18 protein-coding genes and 1 tRNA gene are annotated in these 23,842 nt (G+C 30.3%); 13 read left to right on the forward strand and 6 right to left on the reverse strand.

From position 1 onward, the window contains the following. Positions 1-12 precede the first annotated feature (12 nt). The 10 genes from nuoE (at position 13) to nuoN (ending at position 12,176) form a co-directional block, all read left to right on the forward strand. Positions 13-543 carry an NADH-quinone oxidoreductase subunit NuoE gene (gene nuoE / locus QMA81_02805; GenBank protein ID WHL25202.1) on the forward strand — a complete coding sequence of 177 codons (531 nt, stop codon included), beginning with the start codon at positions 13-15 and terminating at the stop codon, positions 541-543. Then, positions 540-1,871, forward strand: a complete 1,332-nt coding sequence (gene nuoF / locus QMA81_02810) for an NADH-quinone oxidoreductase subunit NuoF (protein WHL25203.1) — start codon at positions 540-542, stop codon at positions 1,869-1,871. The genes nuoE and nuoF overlap by 4 nt, the downstream gene beginning before the upstream one ends. A gap of 89 nt (positions 1,872-1,960) precedes the next feature. Next, complete coding sequence (gene nuoG / locus QMA81_02815; GenBank protein WHL25204.1) at positions 1,961-4,720, forward strand: NADH-quinone oxidoreductase subunit NuoG; 2,760 nt, start codon at positions 1,961-1,963, stop codon at positions 4,718-4,720. Next, positions 4,717-5,691 (forward strand): NADH-quinone oxidoreductase subunit NuoH, encoded by a 975-nt coding sequence (nuoH, locus tag QMA81_02820; protein WHL25205.1) that lies wholly within the window; start codon positions 4,717-4,719, stop codon positions 5,689-5,691. The genes nuoG and nuoH overlap by 4 nt, the downstream gene beginning before the upstream one ends. A 23-nt stretch (positions 5,692-5,714) precedes the next feature. Beyond that, a complete protein-coding gene (gene nuoI, locus QMA81_02825; protein ID WHL25206.1) occupies positions 5,715-6,257 on the forward strand; it encodes an NADH-quinone oxidoreductase subunit NuoI in 543 nt (180 codons plus the stop codon). A gap of 34 nt (positions 6,258-6,291) precedes the next feature. Further along, positions 6,292-6,834, forward strand: a complete 543-nt coding sequence (nuoJ, locus tag QMA81_02830; GenBank protein ID WHL25207.1) for an NADH-quinone oxidoreductase subunit J — start codon at positions 6,292-6,294, stop codon at positions 6,832-6,834. A 4-nt stretch (positions 6,835-6,838) separates the two neighbouring features. Then, entirely contained in the window at positions 6,839-7,141 is a 303-nt protein-coding gene (nuoK, locus tag QMA81_02835) for an NADH-quinone oxidoreductase subunit NuoK (GenBank protein ID WHL25208.1), read from the forward strand. Next, positions 7,138-9,027 (forward strand): NADH-quinone oxidoreductase subunit L, encoded by a 1,890-nt coding sequence (gene nuoL / locus QMA81_02840; GenBank protein ID WHL25209.1) that lies wholly within the window; start codon positions 7,138-7,140, stop codon positions 9,025-9,027. The genes nuoK and nuoL overlap by 4 nt, the downstream gene beginning before the upstream one ends. An 80-nt stretch (positions 9,028-9,107) precedes the next feature. Further along, entirely contained in the window at positions 9,108-10,649 is a 1,542-nt protein-coding gene (nuoM, locus tag QMA81_02845; GenBank protein ID WHL25210.1) for an NADH-quinone oxidoreductase subunit M, read from the forward strand. A gap of 33 nt (positions 10,650-10,682) precedes the next feature. Then, the gene (nuoN, locus tag QMA81_02850; GenBank protein WHL25211.1) at positions 10,683-12,176 is read left to right on the forward strand and encodes an NADH-quinone oxidoreductase subunit NuoN; all 1,494 of its coding nucleotides are present in this window, start codon (positions 10,683-10,685) and stop codon (positions 12,174-12,176) included. 109 nt (positions 12,177-12,285) lie between these two features. Here the strand turns inward: nuoN and yfaE are convergent, their stop codons facing one another. The 4 genes from yfaE to ubiG form a co-directional block, all read right to left on the reverse strand. Beyond that, positions 12,286-12,567: a class I ribonucleotide reductase maintenance protein YfaE gene (yfaE, locus tag QMA81_02855; protein WHL25212.1), complete on the reverse strand. Its 282-nt coding sequence runs from the start codon at positions 12,565-12,567 to the stop codon at positions 12,286-12,288. Beyond that, positions 12,551-13,681 (reverse strand): class Ia ribonucleoside-diphosphate reductase subunit beta, encoded by a 1,131-nt coding sequence (gene nrdB, locus QMA81_02860; protein WHL25213.1) that lies wholly within the window; start codon positions 13,679-13,681, stop codon positions 12,551-12,553. The genes yfaE and nrdB overlap by 17 nt, the downstream gene beginning before the upstream one ends. Positions 13,682-13,748: 67 nt before the next feature. Then, complete coding sequence (gene nrdA, locus QMA81_02865; protein WHL25214.1) at positions 13,749-16,031, reverse strand: class 1a ribonucleoside-diphosphate reductase subunit alpha; 2,283 nt, start codon at positions 16,029-16,031, stop codon at positions 13,749-13,751. A gap of 371 nt (positions 16,032-16,402) precedes the next feature. Continuing rightward, complete coding sequence (ubiG, locus tag QMA81_02870; protein ID WHL25215.1) at positions 16,403-17,137, reverse strand: bifunctional 2-polyprenyl-6-hydroxyphenol methylase/3-demethylubiquinol 3-O-methyltransferase UbiG; 735 nt, start codon at positions 17,135-17,137, stop codon at positions 16,403-16,405. A 251-nt stretch (positions 17,138-17,388) separates the two neighbouring features. On the opposite strand from ubiG, the gene gyrA reads away from it, so the two are divergent. The 3 genes from gyrA (at position 17,389) to QMA81_02885 (ending at position 22,965) form a co-directional block, all read left to right on the forward strand. Further along, positions 17,389-19,923 carry a DNA gyrase subunit A gene (gene gyrA / locus QMA81_02875; protein ID WHL25216.1) on the forward strand — a complete coding sequence of 845 codons (2,535 nt, stop codon included), beginning with the start codon at positions 17,389-17,391 and terminating at the stop codon, positions 19,921-19,923. A gap of 696 nt (positions 19,924-20,619) precedes the next feature. After that, a complete protein-coding gene (locus QMA81_02880; GenBank protein ID WHL25217.1) occupies positions 20,620-21,744 on the forward strand; it encodes a porin in 1,125 nt (374 codons plus the stop codon). Positions 21,745-21,855: 111 nt separating this feature from the next. After that, positions 21,856-22,965, forward strand: a complete 1,110-nt coding sequence (locus QMA81_02885; GenBank protein ID WHL25218.1) for a D-alanine--D-alanine ligase family protein — start codon at positions 21,856-21,858, stop codon at positions 22,963-22,965. Here QMA81_02885 and QMA81_02890 read toward each other — a convergent pair. Both QMA81_02890 and rplY read right to left on the reverse strand, forming a co-directional pair. Further along, a tRNA-Pro gene (locus QMA81_02890) sits at positions 22,947-23,020 on the reverse strand. The genes QMA81_02885 and QMA81_02890 overlap by 19 nt on opposite strands. A gap of 382 nt (positions 23,021-23,402) precedes the next feature. After that, positions 23,403-23,696, reverse strand: a complete 294-nt coding sequence (gene rplY / locus QMA81_02895; protein ID WHL25219.1) for a 50S ribosomal protein L25 — start codon at positions 23,694-23,696, stop codon at positions 23,403-23,405. Between the last annotated feature and the right edge of the window lie 146 nt (positions 23,697-23,842).

Below are 23,842 nucleotides of genomic sequence, written 5' to 3' on the forward strand. Positions count from 1 at the left end.
GAATGAGGTGATATGGTTATAAATACAATCAATGATGCATCTATTAGTTTAAATAATGGTGATAATAATGGTGATTTTCAATTAAGTCAAGAAGAAAATAGTGCCATTCAAGAAGAGTGTACGCACTATGAAGATATACGCGCTGCTTCTATTGAAGCGTTGAAAATTATTCAAAAAAATCGTGGCTGGGTACCAGATGAAGCAATTATATTGATTGCTAAAATGTTAAGTATCTCTGTTGCCGATGTAGAAGGTGTAGCTACATTTTACAATCAAATTTTTCGTCAACCGGTAGGTCGTCATATTATTAGGTATTGTGATAGTGTAGTATGTTATTTAATTGGATATGAAGAAATTCAAAAAACATTAACATGTGTATTAAATATTAGGGTAGGTGGTACCACTTCAGATAATCGTTTTACATTATTGCCTACTTGTTGTTTAGGTGTTTGCCATAAAGCACCGGTAATCATGATAAACAAAGATATTTATTTTAATATGGTTCCAAAAATGATTACAAAACTATTAGGACAGTATCTATGAGTAATACTTATGATCTTAATGTAGAAAATAATCCACTTATGTGGAGGATGCGTTGTGATAAAAAACCAGTATGGCTACACGAATATCAAGCTAAAAATGGGTATATGGCTGCATATAAAGCAATTACTCGTATGTCTCCAAATGAAATTATTGAATTAGTTAGTAATTCTGGTTTAAGAGGTCGTGGCGGCGGCGGGTTTTTTACTGGAATAAAATGGTCTATGATGCAGAAAAATAAACCAACTTGTCCTCGTTATTTAGTATGTAATGCAGATGAAATGGAACCAGGGACTTATAAAGACCGATTTTTAATGGAACGATTACCTCATTTATTATTAGAAGGTATATTAATTGCGAGCTATGCTTTGGGAGTATCACGAGCATATATTTTTTTGAGATATGAATATATGATCGTAGCTGAATATTTAAATCGTGCTATTAGTGAGATTAAATCAATTGGATTGATTGGTAAAAATATTTTTAATAGTGAGTTTAATTTTGAATTATTCTTACACACAGGAGCAGGAAGATATATTTGTGGGGAAGAAACGGCATTGATTAATGCTTTAGAAGGTCGTCGGGCAGTGCCTCGTTTTAAACCACCATTCCCTAATCATGTAGGTTTATGGGGTAAACCTACATGTGTTAATAATGTTGAAACATTATGCAATATTCCAGGAATTGTTGAGCATGGAGTGACTTGGTATAAGAATATTTCTGCTAAAAAAAGTAATGATTCAGGTACAAAACTAATGGGATTTTCCGGGCGAGTAAAGAAACCAGGAGTATGGGAGTTGCCTTTTGGAACAACCGCTAGAGAAATTTTAGAAGATTATGCTCATGGCATGTGCACTGGATTTACTTTAAAAGCATGGCAACCTGGGGGAGCAAGCACAGATTTTTTGATTCAAGATCATTTAGATGTGCCTATGGATTTTGAAAATGTTGCAGCTTCTGGTAGTCGATTTGGAACTGGTATGGCGATAGCAATAGATAACACTGTAAATATGGTTGCTTTAGTACGTAATTTAGAAGAATTTTTTTCACGGGAATCTTGTGGTTGGTGTACTCCATGTAGAGATGGTTTACCATGGATAGTAAAGTTATTAATTTCTTTAGAAAATAAAGATGGGAGGCCTGGAGATATAGAGTTATTAGAGAAATTGTGTCGAACCCTTGGACCTGGAAGAACTTTTTGTGCTCATGCTCCAGGTGCTATAGAACCTTTGAAAAGCGCTTTAAGATATTTTAGGAATGAATTTGAATCGGGGATTTATAAATTTTATCAACAGGAAGAAAATTATATTCGTTGTGTGCAAATTAATTAGTTTTTATAATTAACTTAGTTAAAACAAATGGGATCTATTACTTGATTAATTTTTGAGACGTTAAATAAAAATAAAATTGGTATATTAAAATGATGGTTTCTATTTACATAGAAGGTAAAAAATATACAGTAGAAGACACAAAAAATATATTAGAAGTATGTTTGTCTCTTGGATTCGACATTCCTTACTTTTGTTGGCATCCTGCCTTAGGTAGTATTGGAGCCTGTAGACAATGTGCAGTAAAAAAATACTCTGATAACAATAAGATAAATGATATGGAAGGTTATTTAGTGATGTCTTGCATGACTCCAGCATCAGCCGGCAGTGTGATTACTATTTTTGATGATGAGGTAGAAGAGTTTAGAAAGAATATATTAGAGTTATTAATGATTAATCATCCTCATGATTGTCCTATATGTGAAGAAGGAGGAAGTTGTCATCTTCAAGATATGACAGTGATGGTTGGACAAACATATCGCCGTTATAGATTTACTAAGCGTACGCATTATAATCAATACTTAGGGCCATTTATTTCTCATGAAATGAATAGATGTATTAGTTGTTATCGTTGTGTACGTTATTATGGCGATTATGCTGGTGGGGACGATTTAGGTGTATTTGGAGCACATGATAACATTTATTTTGGACGAGCTACAGATGGTATGTTACGAAGTGAGTTTTCTGGTAACTTAGTAGAAGTATGTCCTACTGGAGTGTTTACTGATAAAACACAATTAAAATATTATACTCGTAAATGGGATATGCTTTTTGCTCCTAGTATTTGTCAGCAGTGCAGTATTGGATGCAATATTATTGTAGGTGAGCGTTACGGGAAGTTATCTCGTGTTGAAAATCGTTATAATGGTAATATTAATACTTATTTTTTGTGCGATCGTGGTCGATTCGGTTGCGATTATGTCAATATTGATAATAGGCCTAAGAATCCATTGTGTAAAAAAGGTGATGATTGGGTTATTCTTAATGAAGAACAAGCAATACAAGAGGCTGCTAGTGAACTGAAATATAATTGTAATAAAATAATTGGTATTGGATCTTCTCGTGCTAGTGTAGAGAGTAATTTTGCTTTATTAAAATTAGTAGGATCAGATAATTTTTATACTGGTATTAATAGTTGTGAACAAGAACGATTATTATTAATAGTTGAAATATTGTGTAATAGTGGAATTTATGTTCCGTCATTACGCGACATAGAAAGTTACGATACGATATTAATATTGGGGGAAGATTTAACTCAAACTGGGGCGCGCCTAGCGTTATCGGTGCGTCAAGCTTCTAAAGGTAAAGCGCGTAAGGAAGCAGAAGCTCAGGGAATCTTTGATTGGCAATCTGCAGCCATTATAAATAATTCTAAAAATATTAAAAATCCTATATTAATTACTGGTATCGATAAAACAAAATTAGATGATATTGCCGTGTTAACATATTATGATTCAGTACAAAATCAAGCTCGTTTCGGTTTTGCTATTGCTCATGCATTAGATAATACTGCCCCTGCAGTTAAAGATTTTGACTATAAATTAAATGATAAATTAAATATAGCTGTACAAAAATTAATGGAAGCGCGTAAACCATTAATTATTTCAGGAAGTAATGCAGGTAGTAAAGAATTAATTGCTTCTGCAGCAAATATTGCTCATGCTTTAAAAAATCGTGGCAGTAATGTTGGCATTACTTTTGTTGTAAGCGAAGTAAATAGTATTGGGGTAGTAATGTTAGGTAAAAAAAGTTTAGATGCAGCTCTGATTGATATATGTAGTAGTCATACTTCATCTGTTGGTTTAATTGTATTGGAAAACGATTTATATCGTCATGCAAAGGTAACTCAAGTTAATGCTGCTTTAAATAAAGTTCATTATTTAATTGTATTGGATCATCAATATAATTTGATACAAGAAAAAGCAAATTTAGTTTTGTCTGTTTCTAGCTTTGCTGAAAGCGATGGAACTGTGATTAATTATGAAGGACGAGCACAGAGATTTTTTAGTGTATTTAAACCGAAGGTTTATGATAAGAGCGTAGTTATCTTAGAAAGCTGGAGGTGGTTATATTTAATACATGATTGTTATACTAATTATGTTAGAAAAAAGAGTTTGGATATTGATCAGATTATAGATATGATTATTTGTTATTTTCCAAAATTAATTGGAATTAAACAAGCATCTCCAAATGCATCTTTTCGTATTCATGGTCAGAAATTAGCTCGAGCTCCACATCGCTATAGTGGGCGAACGGCTATACATACTAACGTTGATGTACATGAACCTTACATATCAAAAGATGAGAATACGATGTTTTCTTTTTCTATGGAGGGGAGCCATAATGTTCAATCTGTGCATAAACAAGTAGCATTTGCATGGGCTCCAGGATGGAATTCTCCACAAGCTTGGAATAAATTTCAAGATAAGGTAGGTGAGCATTTATATTCTGGAGATCCAGGAATACGTGTATTAAATACTAATAATAGTTCGAGATTAAGTTGGTTCGATATAATTCCTCAATCTTTTAAAATCATTAAAAATATTGATCGATGGTTAATAGTGCCTTATTGGCATTTATTTGGAAGTGAAGAAACTTCTCAACGATCTAAGTGTATTCAAGATTGTATGCCAAATCCCTATGTCATGATTAATCAATCAGATGCGGTTCAATTAAAAATCCAAAAAAATATGTTGCTTAAATTTAAGTGCGCTGAACAAATTTTATGTTTACCGCTAAAATTTAGCATTAATTTGCCTAAAGGACATATTGGATTACCTTTAGGGTTTCCAAATATTCCTGTATTTTTATCTGGTATGTACGCGTATGACGTTCAAGGGGTATTATCATGATTTTTTGTTCGTCAGAAATTATTACAATACATTGGTGTTCTTCTGTTCTTCATGCAATGATTATTTTGTTAGTGGTAGTTTCGTGTGGTGCGTATATGAGTTTTTTAGAGCGTAGATTGTTAGCATTATTTCAAAATCGTTATGGTCCTAATCGGGTAGGTTGGAATGGATTATTGCAGTTATGGGCTGATTTAATTAAGATCATGTTTAAAGAAGATTGGGTCCCTCCATTTTCTGATCGTTTTATATTTATTTTAGCTCCAGTAATAGCTTTTGTTTCATCATTAATGAGTGTGTTAATTATTCCGTTTACTCCTACATGGGTAATATTAGATTGTAATATTGGAGTATTATTTTTTCTTATGATGTCAGGATTAACGGTTTATTCGGTGTTATTTGCAGGTTGGGCAAGTAATAATAAGTATGCTTTAATTGGGTCTGTGCGTGCTGCAGCGCAAGCTCTGAGTTATGAGGTGTTTTTAGGATTATCTGTAATGGGTGTAGTTGCTAAATCTGGGTCGTTTAATTTAAAAAATATAGTTGAAGATCAACTATATTTATGGAATATAATTCCTCAATTTTTAGGATTTATTACATTTTTTTTGGCAGGTATAGCTTTGTGTCATAGACATCCATTTGATCAACCAGAATCAGAGCAAGAGCTAGCTGCTGGTTATCATATTGAATACTCTGGTATTAAATTTAGTTTGTTTTTTATTTCTGAATACATCAGTATGATTGTAATTTCATCATTTATTGTAACATTATTTTTTGGTGGTTGGCAAGGACCTTGGCTTCCTCCTATTATCTGGTTTGTCGGTAAAACTTTTTTATTTTTAATGTTATTTGTATTAATACGGGCGGCGTTGCCGCGTCCACGCTACGATCAAGTTATGTTGATAGGTTGGAAGTTTCTTTTGCCTGTTACGTTGTTTAATTTATTAATCACTGCTGTTATTATTTTATTATAAATTATTTATATAGGTTAAATATAATGAATTTGAGAAAGATTTTTATAGATATCGGTTCTATATTACGTAGTATCTGGATGATAGGCATGCAGGCATTCAGTCCGCGTGAGACTCAGATGTATCCTGATGTTCCGTGTATTCCATCACATAGATATCGTGGTCGTATTGTATTGACTCGAGATTCTTCAGGCCAAGAACGGTGTGTAGCTTGTAATTTATGCGCTGTAGCTTGTCCAGTAGGATGTATTTCTTTAAAAAAGGGAGAATCTGTAGATGGACGATGGTATCCAGAATTTTTTAGGATCAATTTTTCTAGGTGTATTTTTTGTGGTATGTGTGAGGAAGCGTGTCCAACTGCGGCTATTCAGTTAACTTCAGATTTTGAAATGAGTGATTTTAAAAGGAACGATTTAGTGTATGAAAAATCTGATTTATTAATATCGGGTCCTGGTAAATATGTAGAATATGATTTTTATCGATTTTCTGGCAAAGAAATATTGGATAAAAAAAAGGGAGACGCAAAAAATGAAGTACGGCCTATAAGCGTTAAAAATATATTGCCTTAATTTTAAAATTAAGAAGGGCAATGAGTGATATATTATGACAGTTTTGTTTTATGTTTCTGGTATTATAGCAATAATATCTACAATATGTGTAATCGTGCATTATCATCCGGTACATGCTTTATTATATTTAATAGTTTCATTTATATCTATATCGTGTAATTTTTTTTCTTTAGGAGCATCTTTTGCTGGTGCTGTGGAGATTATTATTTATGCAGGAGCTATTATGATTTTATTTGTATTTGTAATAATGATGCTTAATGCAAAAACTATTACATTTATAGAACAAAAAAAAAGTAGATTTTTAAATCCTATATTAGGCTGTGGTGCTGTATTACTTACAAGTATTTTACTTATTATTTTGTTGTATGTTTCTTTTGGATTAAAAGATTGTTTTATCGATGTAAATAGACCAATCGTAGATTCAAAGCAAATTGGCATTTTATTATTTGGGCCATATCTATTAATGGTAGAGTTAGCATCATTTTTGTTATTAAGTGCATTAATCTCTGTGTTTCATTTAGCACGAGATCATAAATTATCTGATAATTATATTGTTTCTGATCAGTCGCAAGAATAAAAATATGATCCCTTTATCGCATGGTCTTAGTTTATCTATAATTTTATTTATATTAGGATTAGTAGGCCTAATAATAAGACGTAATATGTTATTTATATTATTAGGACTAGAAATTATGATTAACTCGGCTGCTTCAGCTTTTGTAATTGTCGGATCTTATTTAGGGCAATCAGATGGTCAAGTTATGTATATGTTAGTAATTACTTTAGCTGCTTCTGAATCTGCCATTTCTTTAGCTTTATTACTTCAATTATATCGTCGTTGTAATACCTTGCAAATTGATAAAATTAGTGGGATGCGTGGATGAGTCTACTTTTTTTAACTATACTGTTTCCGTTTTTAGGATTTACTATATTAGCTATTTCTCAAGGAAAATGGTCTGAAAATATTTCCGCTATAATAGGAGTGGGTACGGTAGGTATATCGCTATGTATTACTGTATGTATAATGTTTAATTTTTATTGGAATGTTAGTAATTACACGACTTTTGTGTTTGTTCAGAATCTTTGGACGTGGTTTTCTATTCATGCTTTATGTATTACTGTAGCGCTTAGGTTAGATGGATTATCTTTGGTAATGTTATCATTAATAACTGGAGTGGGATTTATTATTCATTTATATGCTATTTGGTATATGAGTGGATGTGAAGGTTATTCTCGTTTTTTTGCTTATACTAATTTATTTATGGCAAATATGATACTTTTAGTATTATCTGATAATTTATTGTTGATGTATTTTGGATGGGAAGGAGTAGGTTTATGTAGTTATTTATTAGTTGGGTTTTATTATTTTGATTCTAGAAATGGAATGGCAGCACTAAAGACGTTTATTATAACTCGTTTTGGAGATATATGTTTGATATGTGCGCTGTTTATGATTTTTGATCAATATCAAACCTTAAGTTTTAGTGGACTGTTAGCATTAGAACTAAAATGTCCTTCATCGTATCATTTTTTTAGTAATACTACATGGATATCTTTTATGTTGCTTATTGGAGCAGTAGGTAAATCGGCTCAGTTACCTTTACAAACCTGGCTAACAAGCGCTATGGTTGGTCCAACTCCGGTGTCTGCATTAATCCATGCAGCTACTATGGTGACTTCTGGTGTATATTTAATAATTCGTATGAATAATTTTTTTTTGATGGCTCCAAATATTTTATATTTGATTGGTGTTATCGGTTCATTGACTATAGTGTTATTCGGTTGTTCAGCGTTATTACAAAGTAATATTAAAAAAATTTTAGCATATTCTACTATTAGCCAGATAGGATACATGTTTTTAGCCTTGGGAGGACGTCATTGGGGAGCTGCTATGTTTCATTTAGTAACACATGCTTTTTTTAAAGCATTGTTATTTTTAGCGGCAGGTTCATTAATTTATTCTTGTAGATATGAACAAAATATTTTTAAAATGGGAGGATTATATAAATCTATACCTTTCATTTATATATGTTTTTTAATAGGTGGTGCATCTTTATCTGGAGTACCTATAATTACTGCTGGATTTTATTCAAAAGAATTAATTATGTTAAAAACTTTAGTTAATCATGATTATTTTTTTCTGTTTTCGGGATTAATAGGAATATTTTTGACACCTATTTATACGTTTCGTATGATTTTTGTTGTGTTTCATGGTTCTAATAAAATAGAGCCACGTATATGTAATAAAATTACTCAAAATTTTCCTTTAGTTGCATTGCTGTTGTTATCTACTTGTATTGGTGGATGGATAAAATTACCTTTATCAGTAGATATCGTAGGTACTGATACCAATACGATATGTAATTATAGCCAAATATATTTTGAAATAGCATCTAGTTTTTTAGTGATTTTTGGTATTTGGTTCGCTTCAATTTTTTGGCTGGATTCTTTAAATAGCATTACAGGACAGATTGTTAAGCCTCATTTATCTGAAATAGTAAAGAGATACATAATATTGTTATGTTACTATGGATGGGGGTTTGATTGGTTGTATAAATTAGTATTTGTAAAACCATATTTGTTTATAACAAAAAAATTATCTTATTCTGATCCAGTTAATATAATTATAAATATTTTCATATCATTATTGTGTTGGCTTAAGAGTGGTTTAGTATTGAGTGCAAATGGAAAGCTAAATTGGTATATAGTTGCAATGAATATAGGAGCAGTAATTATATTCATCATGATTTTAACGTATGATCATATCTAAGTTAGTTTAATATTATTGGATAAATGTGTAGAAAGTATAAAATGTTAGTATGTATGTTTCAGAGAGAAAAGTAAAATAGTATGTTATTACTTATTTTAATATTTATTCCTTTTACTTTTGGATTGTTATGTTGGCAATCAGAGCGAATAGGGCATTCGATGCCTCGTTGGTTTGCTTTATTTGGAATGGGTATAACATTTTTTATCACTTTGTTTTTATGGAAAAATAAGTGTAATCATGTGTTGGATATATACTCAGAAGGGTATGTATTTCCTCAATGGCAATTAGAATGTATATATCCTTGGATTCCAAGGTTCGGGATTAATTTTCATTTAGCGTTAGATGGATTTTCTTTATTAATGGTGACATTATCCGGTTTTTTAGGATGTATGGCAGTGTTATGTTCTTGGCGTGAAATTAATCGTTATCAAGGTCTTTTTTATCTCAATTTATTATGGATTTTAGGCGGAGTTATCGGTGTTTTTTTGTCAATTGATATGTTTTTATTCTTTTTTTTCTGGGAAATAATGCTTGTTCCGATGTATTTTTTAATATCTTTATGGGGACATAAAGAAGTGAATAGAAGTGATCGTATTAATACTGCTACTAAATTTTTTGTTTATACTCAATTTAGTGGATTATTAATGTTAGTTTCTATTATTACTCTTGTTTCTATAAATTATAATATACACGGGGTGTGGTCTTTTGGTTATCAAGATTTATTGAATACGATATTATCATCGAATATGGAATATTTGATTATGTTAGGGTTTTTTTTTGCTTTTGCAGTAAAAATGCCAATCGTTCCATTTCATGCATGGTTACCAGATGTTCATAGTCAATCTCCTACTGCTGGTTCAGTAGATTTAGCAGGAATTTTATTAAAAACAGCAGCTTATGGATTTTTCCGATTTGTTTTGCCGTTATTTCCTTGTGCTTCTAAATCTTTTGCCCCAATTGCTATGTGTTTAGGTTTATTAAATATTTTTTATGGAGCCTGTATGGCATTTGTACAAACTGATGTTAAGCGTTTAATTGCATACGCTAGTATATCTCACATGGGATTTGTATTGATCGCAATTTATAGTGGCGTTCAATTATCATATCAAGGTGCTGTTATACACATGATTTCTCATAGTTTAACAATTGCTGGAATGTTTATACTTTGTGGTCAATTATATGAACGCATACATACTAGAGATATACGTTTAATGGGAGGACTATGGAATCGTGTGCATTTAATTCCTGCATTTTATTTATGTTTTGCAGCGGCAACATTAGGATTACCGGGGACTGGAAATTTTATTGGAGAAGTAGCTATTTTGTTTGGTAGTTTTAAAGTAGTTCCTGTAATTACAATACTAGCTTGCTTTGGGATACTATTTTCATCAATTTATTCTCTTATTTTGATACAACGTATGAATTTTGGTCCAATATTAATTGCCACGGTCAGTAGAAGTAGGTTATTAATGAGTATGACATTACGAGAAAAGTGCATCATTATAATATTGTTATCATGTATTTTTTTACTTGGTTTTTACCCGCAATATATTTTGGATACTTCTTGTATGACTATGCAAAGTATTTATGTTTGGTTAAAAGGATACAACTATTTAATATAATCATATTGTAACATAATAGGGCTATAATTCTTAATGATAATAACTTGGATACAAATAATCGCATTATTGCCTGTACTAATTATTGGAATAACAATAATTATTATTATGCTATCTATTTCATATCGTCGTAACTTATTTTTACATGCTTTATTGACAATATTTGGATTGAGTGTAGCAATAGTATCACTTGGAATAGTACAGCATCAAGGTGTTCAAAATATTTTTCAATCAATATGTATCGATAATTTTGCTATATTATATATAATATTAGTATTGGTTTCTAGTTTAGCAAGTGCTATATTGGCTTATAATTGGTTATTGAGTTATCCAAGTAATCGTGATGAATTTTATTTGTTATTACTTATTTCTAGTATTGGTGGGATGTTATTAGCAAGTACTAGTCATTTGGGTATATTGTTTTTAGGAATAGAATTAATTTCATTACCGTTATTTGGATTGATAGGTTATTCTTTCTTTAAAAAATTTTCTTTAGAAGCAAGTATTAAATATATTATATTATCTGGGATATCCTCATCATTTATATTGTTTGGTATAGCATTAATATACGCTGCAACTGGCTGTTTATCTTTTACTGGCATTAGCCGTGTACTACATCTTATCACATCGCACCAGTCTATACTGTTATTAATTATAGGATTGGGCATGGTGATGGTTGGATTTGGATTTAAATTGTCATTGGTTCCATTTCATTTATGGACTCCTGATGTATATCAAGGAGCTTCTTCTTCAGTATCGTTATATCTAACAACTAGTAGCAAAATAGCTATAATATCAGTTTTGATACGATTGTTTATGATTTTTCCTGATCAGTATAATAAGATATTTTATATATTTTTATCAGGCACTGCATGTTGTTCAACGCTATTTGGAAATTTAATGGCCATTAAACAAAATAATATTAAGCGGGTTTTAGCTTATTCTTCGATTGCACATATAGGTTATACATTAATTGGTGTAATTGCAGCATTACAAACTAATCCAATGGCTTTAGAAGCCATTGGTGTTTATCTGATAAGCTATTTGCTTGCTAATATAGGGGCATTTGGTGTGATTGCTATTATGTCAGTTTTTTGTGCTGATGCGTATACAACAGATGTATTATTGACATATCGTGGTCTTTTTTGGCGTCAACCAATGTTATCAGTATTATTTACAATTATAATATTATCTTTAGCAGGAATACCGATGACATTAGGTTTTATTGGTAAATTTTATTTATTTGTATTAGGGGTGAATAGTCAACTATGGTGGCTTACTATCTTTATAGCAATGAGCAGTGTTATTAGTATAATTTATTATTTAAGAATAATAATAAATTTATATCTTAATCCTAGTAGAAATTGTCTTAGTATTAATTCTAATTCTACGTCTAGTTGGATTATTACTCCATATGGAATATTAGTGATTATTGTATCTTTTTTTATATTATTTTTAGGAGTATATCCACGACCTATGATTTATTTTATTCATTTTATACATTCAGGTAATGTGATTGGATCATTTTAAACAATAAAACATTACTATAAATTTTAATACATAAATAATGTTAATAATTTAAGCAATTAATTTCTGTATGTATATATATTTTAATGAGAATACTACTTTAAACATGTGTTTATAACAATTTTAATATAATATGTTCTATAGGAGCACAACAGCAAGTCAGAATTTCATTAGAATTAATATAACTTAAAGGTTCTGTATGATATCGTACTTTTCCTTTTATTAATAAGGCTCGGCAACTTCCGCAATAACCTGATCGGCATTGATAATTTATCAGTGGTATATGGTGTATTTCTAATGCTTCTAATAAAGATCGATATGTGTTATTGTTATGAGAAAATCGTATGTTTAGATATTTTTTTGAAAAAATAAATATTTTACAGTTGAAAATCATTAAATTCATCATCTTTAATATTAGAATCAATTTGACCTACTAGATAAGAACTAGCTTCTACTTCTTGGGGTGCTACTTGAACATTGTCCGATGATAACCAAGAATTGATCCAGGGTATTACATTAGATTTAGTGTTAAAGGGCATTTTCAGCCCGATTGCCTGCATACGCATATTGGTAATGTATTCAATATATTGACATAGTATGTCTTTGTTTAAACCTATCATAGAACCATCCTTGAACAAGTATTTAGCCCAATTTTTTTCTTGTTCTGCAGCCATTAAGAATAGCTCATAACTTTCTTCTTGACATTCTGAACTGATGTCAGCCATTTCTGGATCATCTAATCCAGAGCGCATTAGATTAAGGATATGTTGAGTAGAGTTTAAATGTAAGGCCTCATCACGGGCTATAAATCGTATGATTTTTGCGTTACCTTCCATGAGTTTTCGTTCAGCAAATGCAAAAGAGCAAGCGAAACTTACATAAAAACGAATAGCTTCTAATACGTTAACGCTAATTAGACATAAATATAACTTTTTTTTGAGTTCATGTAAGTTTACTGTGATAGTTTTATTATTAATACGATGGATTCCAGGCCCTAAAATATGATAATAACTGGTTAATTCAATTAAATTATCATAGTACATTGCAACATCTTTTGCGCGTTTCAAAATTTCTTTGTTATTGATAATATCATCGAATATTAAGGATGGATGATTAACAATATTACGAATAATATGAGTATAAGAACGGGAGTGGATAGTTTCAAAAAATGACCAAGTTTCTACCCAAGTTTCTAGTTCTGGTATTGAAATTAATGGTAATAGAGCTATATTGGGGCTGCGTCCTTGAATAGAATCTAATAATGTTTGGTATTTTAAATTGCTAATGAAAATGTGTTTTTCGTGTTCTGGTAATGATTGAAAATCTATTCGATCTTTAGAAATATCTATTTCTTCTGGACGCCAAAAAAAAGAAAGTTGTTTTTCGATTAGTTTTTCAAAAATGGAATGTTTTTGTTGGTCAAATCGAGCAATATTCACTGGTTGCCCCAAAAACATTGGCTCAAGTAGTTGATTATTTTTATTTTGAGAGAAAGTTGTATAAGTCATCTTTGTTCCTATATTAAAGCAAAACATGAATATATGGTTTGGACTGTAGATAATAGTAACCGTATTTTTAAATTACACAAGCATCACTAGCACATATATTGGATTGATTATGTGATAGCATTTTATGCGTATCTTGAGTGCCATCACGAGTATTATGATAGTATAATGTTTTAATACCAAGTCTATATGCATACAATAGATCTGAAAGTAGTTGTTTCATGGGAACTTTGGATTCTGGAAAACGAGATGGATCATAATTAGTATTAGTTGAAATGGATTGATCAATAAATTTTTGCATAATTCCTACCAATTGTAGATATCCTCGATTGTTTGGTATTTGCCATAGTAATTCATAAGCGGATTCTAGTCTAATAAACTCAGGTACTACTTGTCGTAAAACTCCATCTTTTGAAGTTTTTATGCTAATATAACCTCTAGGAGGTTCTATGCCATTAGTAGCATTGGAAATTTGTGACGAAGTTTCCGATGGCATTAATGCAGATAATGTAGAATTTCGTAATCCATATTGTCTGATTTCAGCACGTAAATCTTCCCAGTTATAATGTAATGGTTCATTGATAAAAAAATTGAGGTCTTTTTTATATGTATCAATAGGTAGTATGCCTTTTGCATACGAAGTATCATTAAACCACTCACAAGATCCTTTTTCTTTGGCTAAATTATTAGAGGCTTTTAACAGGTAATATTGAATAGCTTCAAAAGTACGATGTGTTAGTTTATTAGCACTGCCATCTGAATAACGTACCCCATGTTTAGCTAGATAATAAGCGTAATTAATTACTCCAATTCCTAAAGAACGTCTTCTTATAGCGCTACGTTGTGCAGCAGGAATAGGGTAATCTTGATAATCTAATAGAGCATCAAGAGCACGTACTATCAGAGTAGATAGTTCAGATAAATCATCAAGATTTTCAATATTACCAAGATTGAAAGCAGATAATGTGCATAAGGCAATTTCACCATGATAGTCATTAATATTATTTAAAGGTTTTGTTGGTAACGTTATTTCCAAGCATAAATTCGATTGACGAATTGGTGTAGTGATACTGTTAAAGGGGCTATGAGTGTTACAGTGATCTGTATGTTGAATATAAATTCTTCCAGTAGAGGCTCTTTCTTGCATCATTAAAGAGAACAGTTCTATTGCTTTTATTTTTCGGTGTCTAATATTGCGATTATTTTCATATATATTATATAATCGCTCAAATTCATTTTGATTAGTAAAAAAAGCTTCATATAATCCGGGGACATCGGATGGACTAAATAGTGTAATATGTTTTCCTTGAATGAGGCGTTGATACATTAATTTATTAATTTGTACGCCATAGTCTAAATGGCGTATTCGATTAGAATCGATTCCACGATTATTTTTTAAAACAAGTAAATTTTCTATTTCTAAATGCCAAATGGGATAAAATAATGTAGCGGCTCCACCGCGCACGCCTCCTTGAGAACATGATTTTACTGCTGTTTGAAAATGTTTATAGAATGGAATACATCCAGTGTGAAATGCTTCTCCATTACGTATTGGACTACCTAATGCTCTAATGCGTCCAGCATTAATACCGATCCCAGCGCGTTGTGCAACATATTTTACAATAGCGCTAGATGTTGCATTGATAGAATCAAGACTGTCATCACATTCGATTAATACACAGGAGCTAAATTGGCGTGTAGGTGTACGTACTCCAGACATAATAGGTGTTGCTAAAGAAATTTTGAAAGTTGAAATTGCATTATAAAATTTTTTGATATAACTCATGCGAGTTTTTTGAGGATATTTAGAAAATAAACAAGCTGCGGTTAATATATATAAAAACTGAGCACTTTCATAAATTTCTCCAGTTACTCGATTTTGCACTAAGTATTTTCCTTCCAATTGTTTTATAGCAGCATATGAAAAATTCATATCCCGCCAATGATCAATAAATGTATCCATTTTCTCAAATTCTTCCACATTGTAATCATTTAGTAAATGTTTATCATATTTACCAATTTTTACCAATCGTAATACATGATTGTAAAGCTTTGGTGGTTCAAATTGTCCATAAGCTTTTTTACGTAAATGAAATACTGCTAAGCGCGCTGCTAGGTATTGGTAGTCTGGTTCTTCTTCAGAAATCAAGTCTGCTGCTGATTTTATAATAGTTTCTTGAATATCAGAAGTTTTTATTCCGTTATAAAATTGTATGTGAGAACGTAATTCTACTTGTGAAACAGAAACTTTTTTAAGGCCTTTGGCGGCCCAATTAATAACTCGGTGAATTTTTTCAAGATTAATAGGTTCGTGATGACCATTTCGTTTAGTAACTAGTAGCGTTTGATTCATATAAGTACATGCCTATTTTAAAATACTAATAGTATTAGTCACAGTAATTCGTTATGAATAAATTATAACTTAGATTTGTAGTACAATAATGAATTAGTGATGACATTATAATTTTTATGTATAAAAATAATAATAATTACATAGTAATATAAGTGAAGAATGTTATATTATTTCAATTTGGTATAAATATTTGAAAATTAATTTTGTCGCAAAAGCCCATTATCACATTATATTATATTATTTTTTAATTTTAAACGTATCGAAACAAATGCATTTCGTTTTAATAGATTATTGGAAATATTGTTTATTTTAATAGTATAAATATTTATTAGAGTAATTATATTAATATCTTTGTTTAGATATAGGAGTATTTATTTTCGTTGAGTGTGCAAAATATAGTTTGTATCAACGTTGTGTATTAAGGTACATTGATTTGTGAAGGGATTATAATATAAGCCAGTGATGTTTTGTTCTTCTAAGATAGTAGAGTCAATCCAGTCTAGTAGCTCAGATGGAGTAATAAATTTGTTAAAATTGTGAGTGCCTTTTGGGATCAGGCGTAAGAAATATTCAGCGCCTATTATAATTAATATCCATGATTTAAAAGTGCGATTTAATGTGGAAAAAAATACTGATCCATTTATTTTAATCATGGTGGAACAGTCATAAATAATTGATATAGGATCTGGTACATGTTCTAACACTTCCATACAGGTTATTACATCATAGTAATCAATATGATTGCTAGCATGATCTTTTACTGTTTCTTGTATGTAGTGAATATTTAGGTTTTGGTTTAAGGCATGTAATTTTGCTGCTTCTAAAGCAGAAGTACTTATGTCCAATCCAATAACTTTCGCTCCTGCTTGTGCCATACTTTCTGATAAAATACCTCCGCCGCATCCAACGTCTAATACTTTTTTACCAAATAGTCCATTACTGTGTTCAATAATGTAATTGAAACGTGTCAAATTGATATGATGTAATGGTTTAAATATGTTGCAAGGGCCCCACCATTGAGATAAAGATGTATTAAATTTATTAATTTCTTTTTTATTTATATTTTTCTGATTTACTGTAAGTTTATCGATAATTATGTCTTTCATGTTAAGATTTTCCTAAAATAATAACTGTGAAATTTTATATATTTATTTTAGCAATATAAATGATTCATAAAACCTATTAGTTTATTAAAATATGATCATAAATTATGACGATATGTATATAATGATAAATGCATTTATTTTTGTGGAATGATTTTATTTTGTTAAATGGTTTATATTATAGATTATAGATGATTTAAGTTAATTGCTAGTATAAATATAACTAAAGAAGAATAAATAGAGGATATAAATGCATGAATAATTTTGCCAAAGAAATTACACAGATTGATGTAGAAGAAGAATTAACTCGTTCTTATTTAGATTATGCTATGTCGGTAATTGTTGGACGTGCATTACCAGATGTACGAGATGGATTAAAACCTGTACATCGGCGTGTGTTATTTGCTATGCAAGTGCTTGGTAACTATTGGAATAGAGGTTATAAAAAATCAGCTAGAATAGTAGGTGATGTCATTGGAAAATATCATCCTCATGGAGATGCTGCAGTATATGAAACGATTGTACGTATGGCACAGCCTTTTTTAATGCGTTATGCTTTGGTAGATGGACAGGGTAATTTTGGATCAGTAGATGGAGATCCAGCAGCAGCTATGCGTTATACTGAAGTACGTATGTCTAAAATAGCAAACGAATTGTTATTAGATTTAGATAAAGAAACTGTAGATTATGAATCTAATTATGATGGTACTGACAAGATCCCAGGAGTGTTACCTGCTAGAATTCCGAATCTTTTAATTAATGGTTCTGCTGGAATTGCTGTGGGGATGGCTACAAATATTCCTCCGCACAATCTTTCTGAAGTAATTAATGGATGTTTAGCATTTATAGATAATGAAGATATCACTATTGAAGGATTAATGCAATATATTCCAGGTCCGGATTTTCCTACTGCTGCTATTATTAATGATTGCAGTGGTCTTCAAGAGGCATACAGTACTGGACGAGGTAAAATTTCTATTCGTGCTCGAGCAGAAATTGAGACTGATGTGAAAAGTGGTCGTGAGTCTATTGTAATATATGAAATTCCCTATCAAGTTAATAAGGCTCGATTGCTGGAAAAAATTGCTGAACTGGCAAAAATAAAACGCATTGAGGGAATATATAATTTGCGTGATGAATCTGATAAAGATGGTATGAGAATAGTTATTGAAATTAAACGTGATGCGATTAGTGAGATTATTTTAAATAATTTGTATTCTTTAACTCCGTTACAAACTTCGTTTGGTATTAATATGGTAGCTTTACATCAAGGTCAACCCAAGATTATGTCATTAAAGGATGTTTTGTCTGCTTTTGTATACCATCGTCGTTCAGTAGTAGTACGTCGTGCTATGTTTGAATTAAAAAAAGCCCGTAGTCGTATTCATATTATAGAGGGATTAGCTACTGCATTATTTAATATTGATTCGATTATTGAGCTTGTTCGTAAATCTGATAGTTCTACAGAAGCTAGTTCTGTTTTAATGTCGTCATCCTGGAAATTAAGTAATATTATTGATATGAGACAAACAAATTTTATTAATTTTACTGAATTTGATCAATCAGAAGTAAATAATGTGATTCGTAATAATCAATATTATTTTACTAAAGATCAAGCTCAAGCTATTTTAGATTTGAAATTGCATAAACTTACCACTTTAGAAAATAAAAAATTATTAAAAGAGCACAGTAGTTTGCTAGAGAAAATAAAAAATTTGATTTCTATTTTAAAAGATCAAAAATGTCTGATGGCAGTAATCCGACAAGAATTATTGACTATAAAAGAAGAATATAATGATCTGCGTCGTACTGAAATTAGTACTAATATTGAAAATATTAATGTTGAAAATTTGATTGATCAAAAGGATGTAGTAGTGACTTTATCATATCAAGGTTATGTTAAATATCAACCATTAACAGATTATGAAGCACAAAAAAGAGGGGGGAAGGGAAAATTAGCAACACGAATTAAAGAAGAAGATTTTATTACTCGATTATTAGTAGCTAATACTCATGATACAATTTTATTATTTTCTAATTATGGGCGTATATATTGGATGAAAGTTTATCGATTGCCAGAAGCTAGTCGTGGATCACGAGGTAAGCCGATTATTAATTTGTTACCATTGGATATAAATGAACGGATTACTGCTATTTTACCTATTCAGAATTATACATCAGGATATCAAGTTTTTATGGCAACTAGTAGTGGAGTTGTAAAAAAAACATCACTTACTGAATTTAGTCGACCACGTAATGTTGGTATTATTGCGCTGAATCTTAATGATGGTGATGAATTAATTGGTGCTGATATAACTGATGGTAGTAATGAAGTCATGTTGTTTACTGCTTATGGAAAAGTTGTTCGGTTTAAAGAAACACAAGTACGTAGTGTGGGACGCTCAGCGATTGGGGTAAAAGGTATTCATTTATTACAAGGTGATCGTGTGGTATCTTTGATTATACCGAAAGATAAGAGTTCTATTCTTACTGTTACTCAAAATGGTTTTGGAAAACGTACTAATCAATCGGAGTATCCAATTAAGTCGCGTGCTACTCAAGGTGTTATTTCTATTAAAGTTACGGAGCGAAATGGTAATGTAGTTGGTGCTGTACAAGTAAATCAAGTTGATCAAATAGTAATGATTACTGATTCAGGTCGATTGGTTCGTACTCGTGTTTCTGAAGTTAATATTATTAGACGTAATACTCAAGGAGTGATGTTAATTCGTATTGCTCATGATGAACGTGTAGTTGGATTACAGCGTGTTGTGGAATCTGTAGAGTGAAAATGGGTTTTTTATTGATTCAGTATATAATAATTTGATGGTGATGTCAGTTATTAACTTTTTTGATGATAAAGTGTATTAAACAAATTTGAAATATTTTATTTCCTTGAAATTAATGTTATATTCCGCATTGCTTAGTTGTATGTTATTTGATACATATTGTTAGTATGTATGTGATTATATAGTGATTATTTATAAAAATTAAAATTTAGATAATTACTTGATGATTGATCAAATAATTAATTGAGAACGGTAGTGATCTAAATTTAGGTAAGGGTAATATATATAATTTAAATTATGAGAAAATCATTTATTATTCATGTTGAATATAATGACTAGACGTAATATGATGTTTAATGATAGAAATTATTAGATAGGTCATTTATAATAGATAGGAGAATAGTTATTTATTAGATAATAAATTATATTTATAAATATTATTTTGGAGGGGGTGTTTTGTCATACAAAAAAGTTTATTTTTTGATATGTATTGTTGAACGTGGTTGGGTTGTTTGAAAATTTTATCTTATTTTAATATTATAATATGATTAATATATTATAAGAGTATTAAATTGTTTTAGTATGCAACCTATATTAATAGGTATTAATATATGTTGATTGTTACTAAAAAAATTAATGTTAGATTTAGGCATTGAGTTGTTAGTAGTATTACTTATTACATGATGAGGTATAAATATGAAATTACGGTGTTTTACTAGCCTGGTTGCGACTATGGTTATGGCAAGCACTACCGCTGGGGCTGCTGAAGTTTATAATAAAGATGGAAATATATTAAATATGTTTGGTAGTATTATTGGAGGTCATTATTTTTCTAGAGAAAATACTAAAGATGGGGATAATTCATTTTTAAGATATGGATTTTCTGGAAAAACGTATGTTAATGATAAAATTGTAGGTTTTGGTATGTGGGAACATGAAATTTCTTTAAAAAATGTTGAAGGAATTAATGTAAGTAATAGCGGTAAGGTGTTGCTTGGCTATGCCGGAATAAAATTTGGAGATTTTGGAAGTATTGATTATGGACGGAATTATGGAGTGCTATATGATGTGGGATCATGGACGGATGTAATACCGGGATTTGGCGGAGATATATCACTTATAGATAATTTTTTATCTAATCGTAGTTCAAACGTGGTTACATATCGTAATAAAGACCTTTTTGGTTTTGTAAATGGTTTAGATTTTGCTTTGCAATATCAAGGTAAAAATGATGTTAATAAGGAAACGGGTCGTACTTTAAAAACAGCTAATGGAGAGGGATATGGAGTATCTGCGTCTTATGCACTAGATAATGGATTCGCAGCATCTGCTGCCTATGCTAATAGTAAGCGTATTTTTGAACAGAATGTTTTAGATAATAATGGCGGAGGCGGTAATGATAATGCTGAAGCGTTTTCTTTTGGAATAAAATATGATGGAAAAGGGATGTATGTTGCAGCTACTTATGGAGAGACTTATAATATGACACCATTTGGAAGTTTTTGTGATAATATTACTCCAGAAAATATTTATGGGTTTGTTAATAAGGCAAAGAATGTGGAATTAGTAGCTCAGTATCAATTTGATTTTGGATTACGTCCTTCTGTATCTTATTTACATTCAAAAGTTAGTGATTTAGAAAGTGGTTATAGTAATTTTTTAAAAAAATGCATTACAGTTGGAACTAGTTATGTGTTTAATAAAAACATTTGTACTACTATAGATTATAGAATTGATTTACTAAATAAAAATAGTTTTACTGATGCGTCTAATATTAATCCAGATGATATTATTGCATTAGGAGTAGCCTATGTATTTTAGTTGTTTCGCTTATGTACTGTACTAAAAACAAAGGCGAATTATTATTTATATATAATTCGCCTTTGTTTTTAGTACAGTACATAATAATATGTGTATTGAGGAATATAGTGTATGTCCAAATTATGTATTGGGATTATTTGTGGAGGGCGTTCCTTAGAGCATGAAATTTCATTAAAATCGGCTATATGTATTGCTCAATCTATTGATATATGTCGATTTGAAGTAATTATTTTGTGGATAGATAAAAAGGGATGTTGGCATCTAAAAAATAGAAATTTTGATACTTTATTTTGTTATGAAGATGATACATATATTTCAATATTATTACAAATCTATCCTCATCGCTTTGCATCTAATACTAAATATATAAATGATTATATAAAATTTGATGTTATTTTTCCTATAGTTCATGGAACATTAGGAGAAGATGGAGCTTTACAGGGTTTATTGTGTATGATGAATTTACCATTTGTTGGTTCTCATGTTTTAAGTTCATCTATAGGTATGGATAAAGATGTGTCTAAACGTTTATTGCGTGATGCAGGCCTATCAGTAGTGCCATTTAAAACTTTTTTAGTAAATGATCAACATAATATAGATTTTGATGATCTTGTTTCTACTTTTAGGTTGCCTTTTTTTGTAAAGCCAGTGAATCAAGGATCATCAATAGGAGTTTCAAAAGTTACCAGTCGTAAATATTTTAATCAAGCATTGGAAAAAGCTTTTTATTTTAGTCACAAAATATTGATAGAACCAGCTATTATTGGAAGGGAGATAGAGTGCGCAGTATTGGGTAATGATAATCCGGAGATTAGCGTGTGTGGTGAAATTATATTGGCGAATAAAAATTTTTATACTTATTATGATAAATATATAGCACGCGATGTTCAGATCCTGATACCGGCTTTAGTTAATGATTTAATAAGTGATGAGATTCGTAGTATTACTTTACGTGCATTTCAAATATTAAATTGTTCTGGAATGGCTCGTGTAGATTTTTTTTTAACTTCAGACAATCAGATTTTTTTGAATGAAGTGAATACTTTGCCTGGATTCACTTATGACAGTATGTATCCTAAATTATGGGAGATAAGTGGGTTAAATTTTCAAAAATTAATTACTAAATTGATAGAGTTGGCATTAGATATGCATGATAAAAACAATTGTTTTTATCATGCAGATAGCGATTTATTAAAGTATTTTCGGCATGAGAGGATTTGAACCTCTGACTTCCGTCACCCCATGACGGCGCGCTACCAAACTACGCCACATGCCGTTTTTGGGTTTTATTACTTATTTACTAATAAAAATTAGTGAAAACACAAAAATTAATTTTTGCAAATATAAATATATATATCTTATATATAATTTTAAATTTTTTATTTGTAGAAATTGAACCTTATATGTTATATATCGCGTTGTTCTTTTATTTCATTTTAATTAGTAAAAATGTGTATAAAACATATGCATGCATGAATATTTCGTTAACTATAAAATAGATTGTTTAATATTGTATATAAGCTAATCTTATTTAACTTATATCATTTTTATATTATTTCTGTATTACAATAATAAAGCAGGCCTATGGTTTAATTAAAAAAATTATGTCTTGATAGGTTATAGTTATTATAAATAAATGTATTATTTATCATTTATCATTAAATATGTATGAAATCAATATGAATTGGTTTGGGTTTGAAAGGATGATATTGTATTTCTTGTACTTTAACTGTAATGGATTCTTTATTTTCAATAAATAATAGCACTAGATTATTTTTATATAGTTGTGCTACAGAATTAGGATGCAAAATGTCATTTTGATTTAGTATAATGGACAAATTTTCTTTATTGTCTTTTCTATAGACAATAGCTGGACATTTGTTTTGTTTACGTAAGCGTCTTGATGCGCTTTTTTTGTGATAAGTACGCAAGTTAGCTTTGATTGTTAGCATTGATTTAATACCTGTAAAATATAAAATTATGTTTGCATTATAATATTATTTTGATAAATATTTTTATATTGTATGTGTGAATTATTTTGGGCATGATTTTAATAATATAAATAAATTATAAATTACCATTTTTATGGTATTAAGTT

The organism is Candidatus Blochmannia vicinus, from assembly GCA_030020825.1.
In the GTDB taxonomy this organism is placed as follows: domain Bacteria; phylum Pseudomonadota; class Gammaproteobacteria; order Enterobacterales; family Enterobacteriaceae; genus Blochmanniella; species Blochmanniella vicinus_A.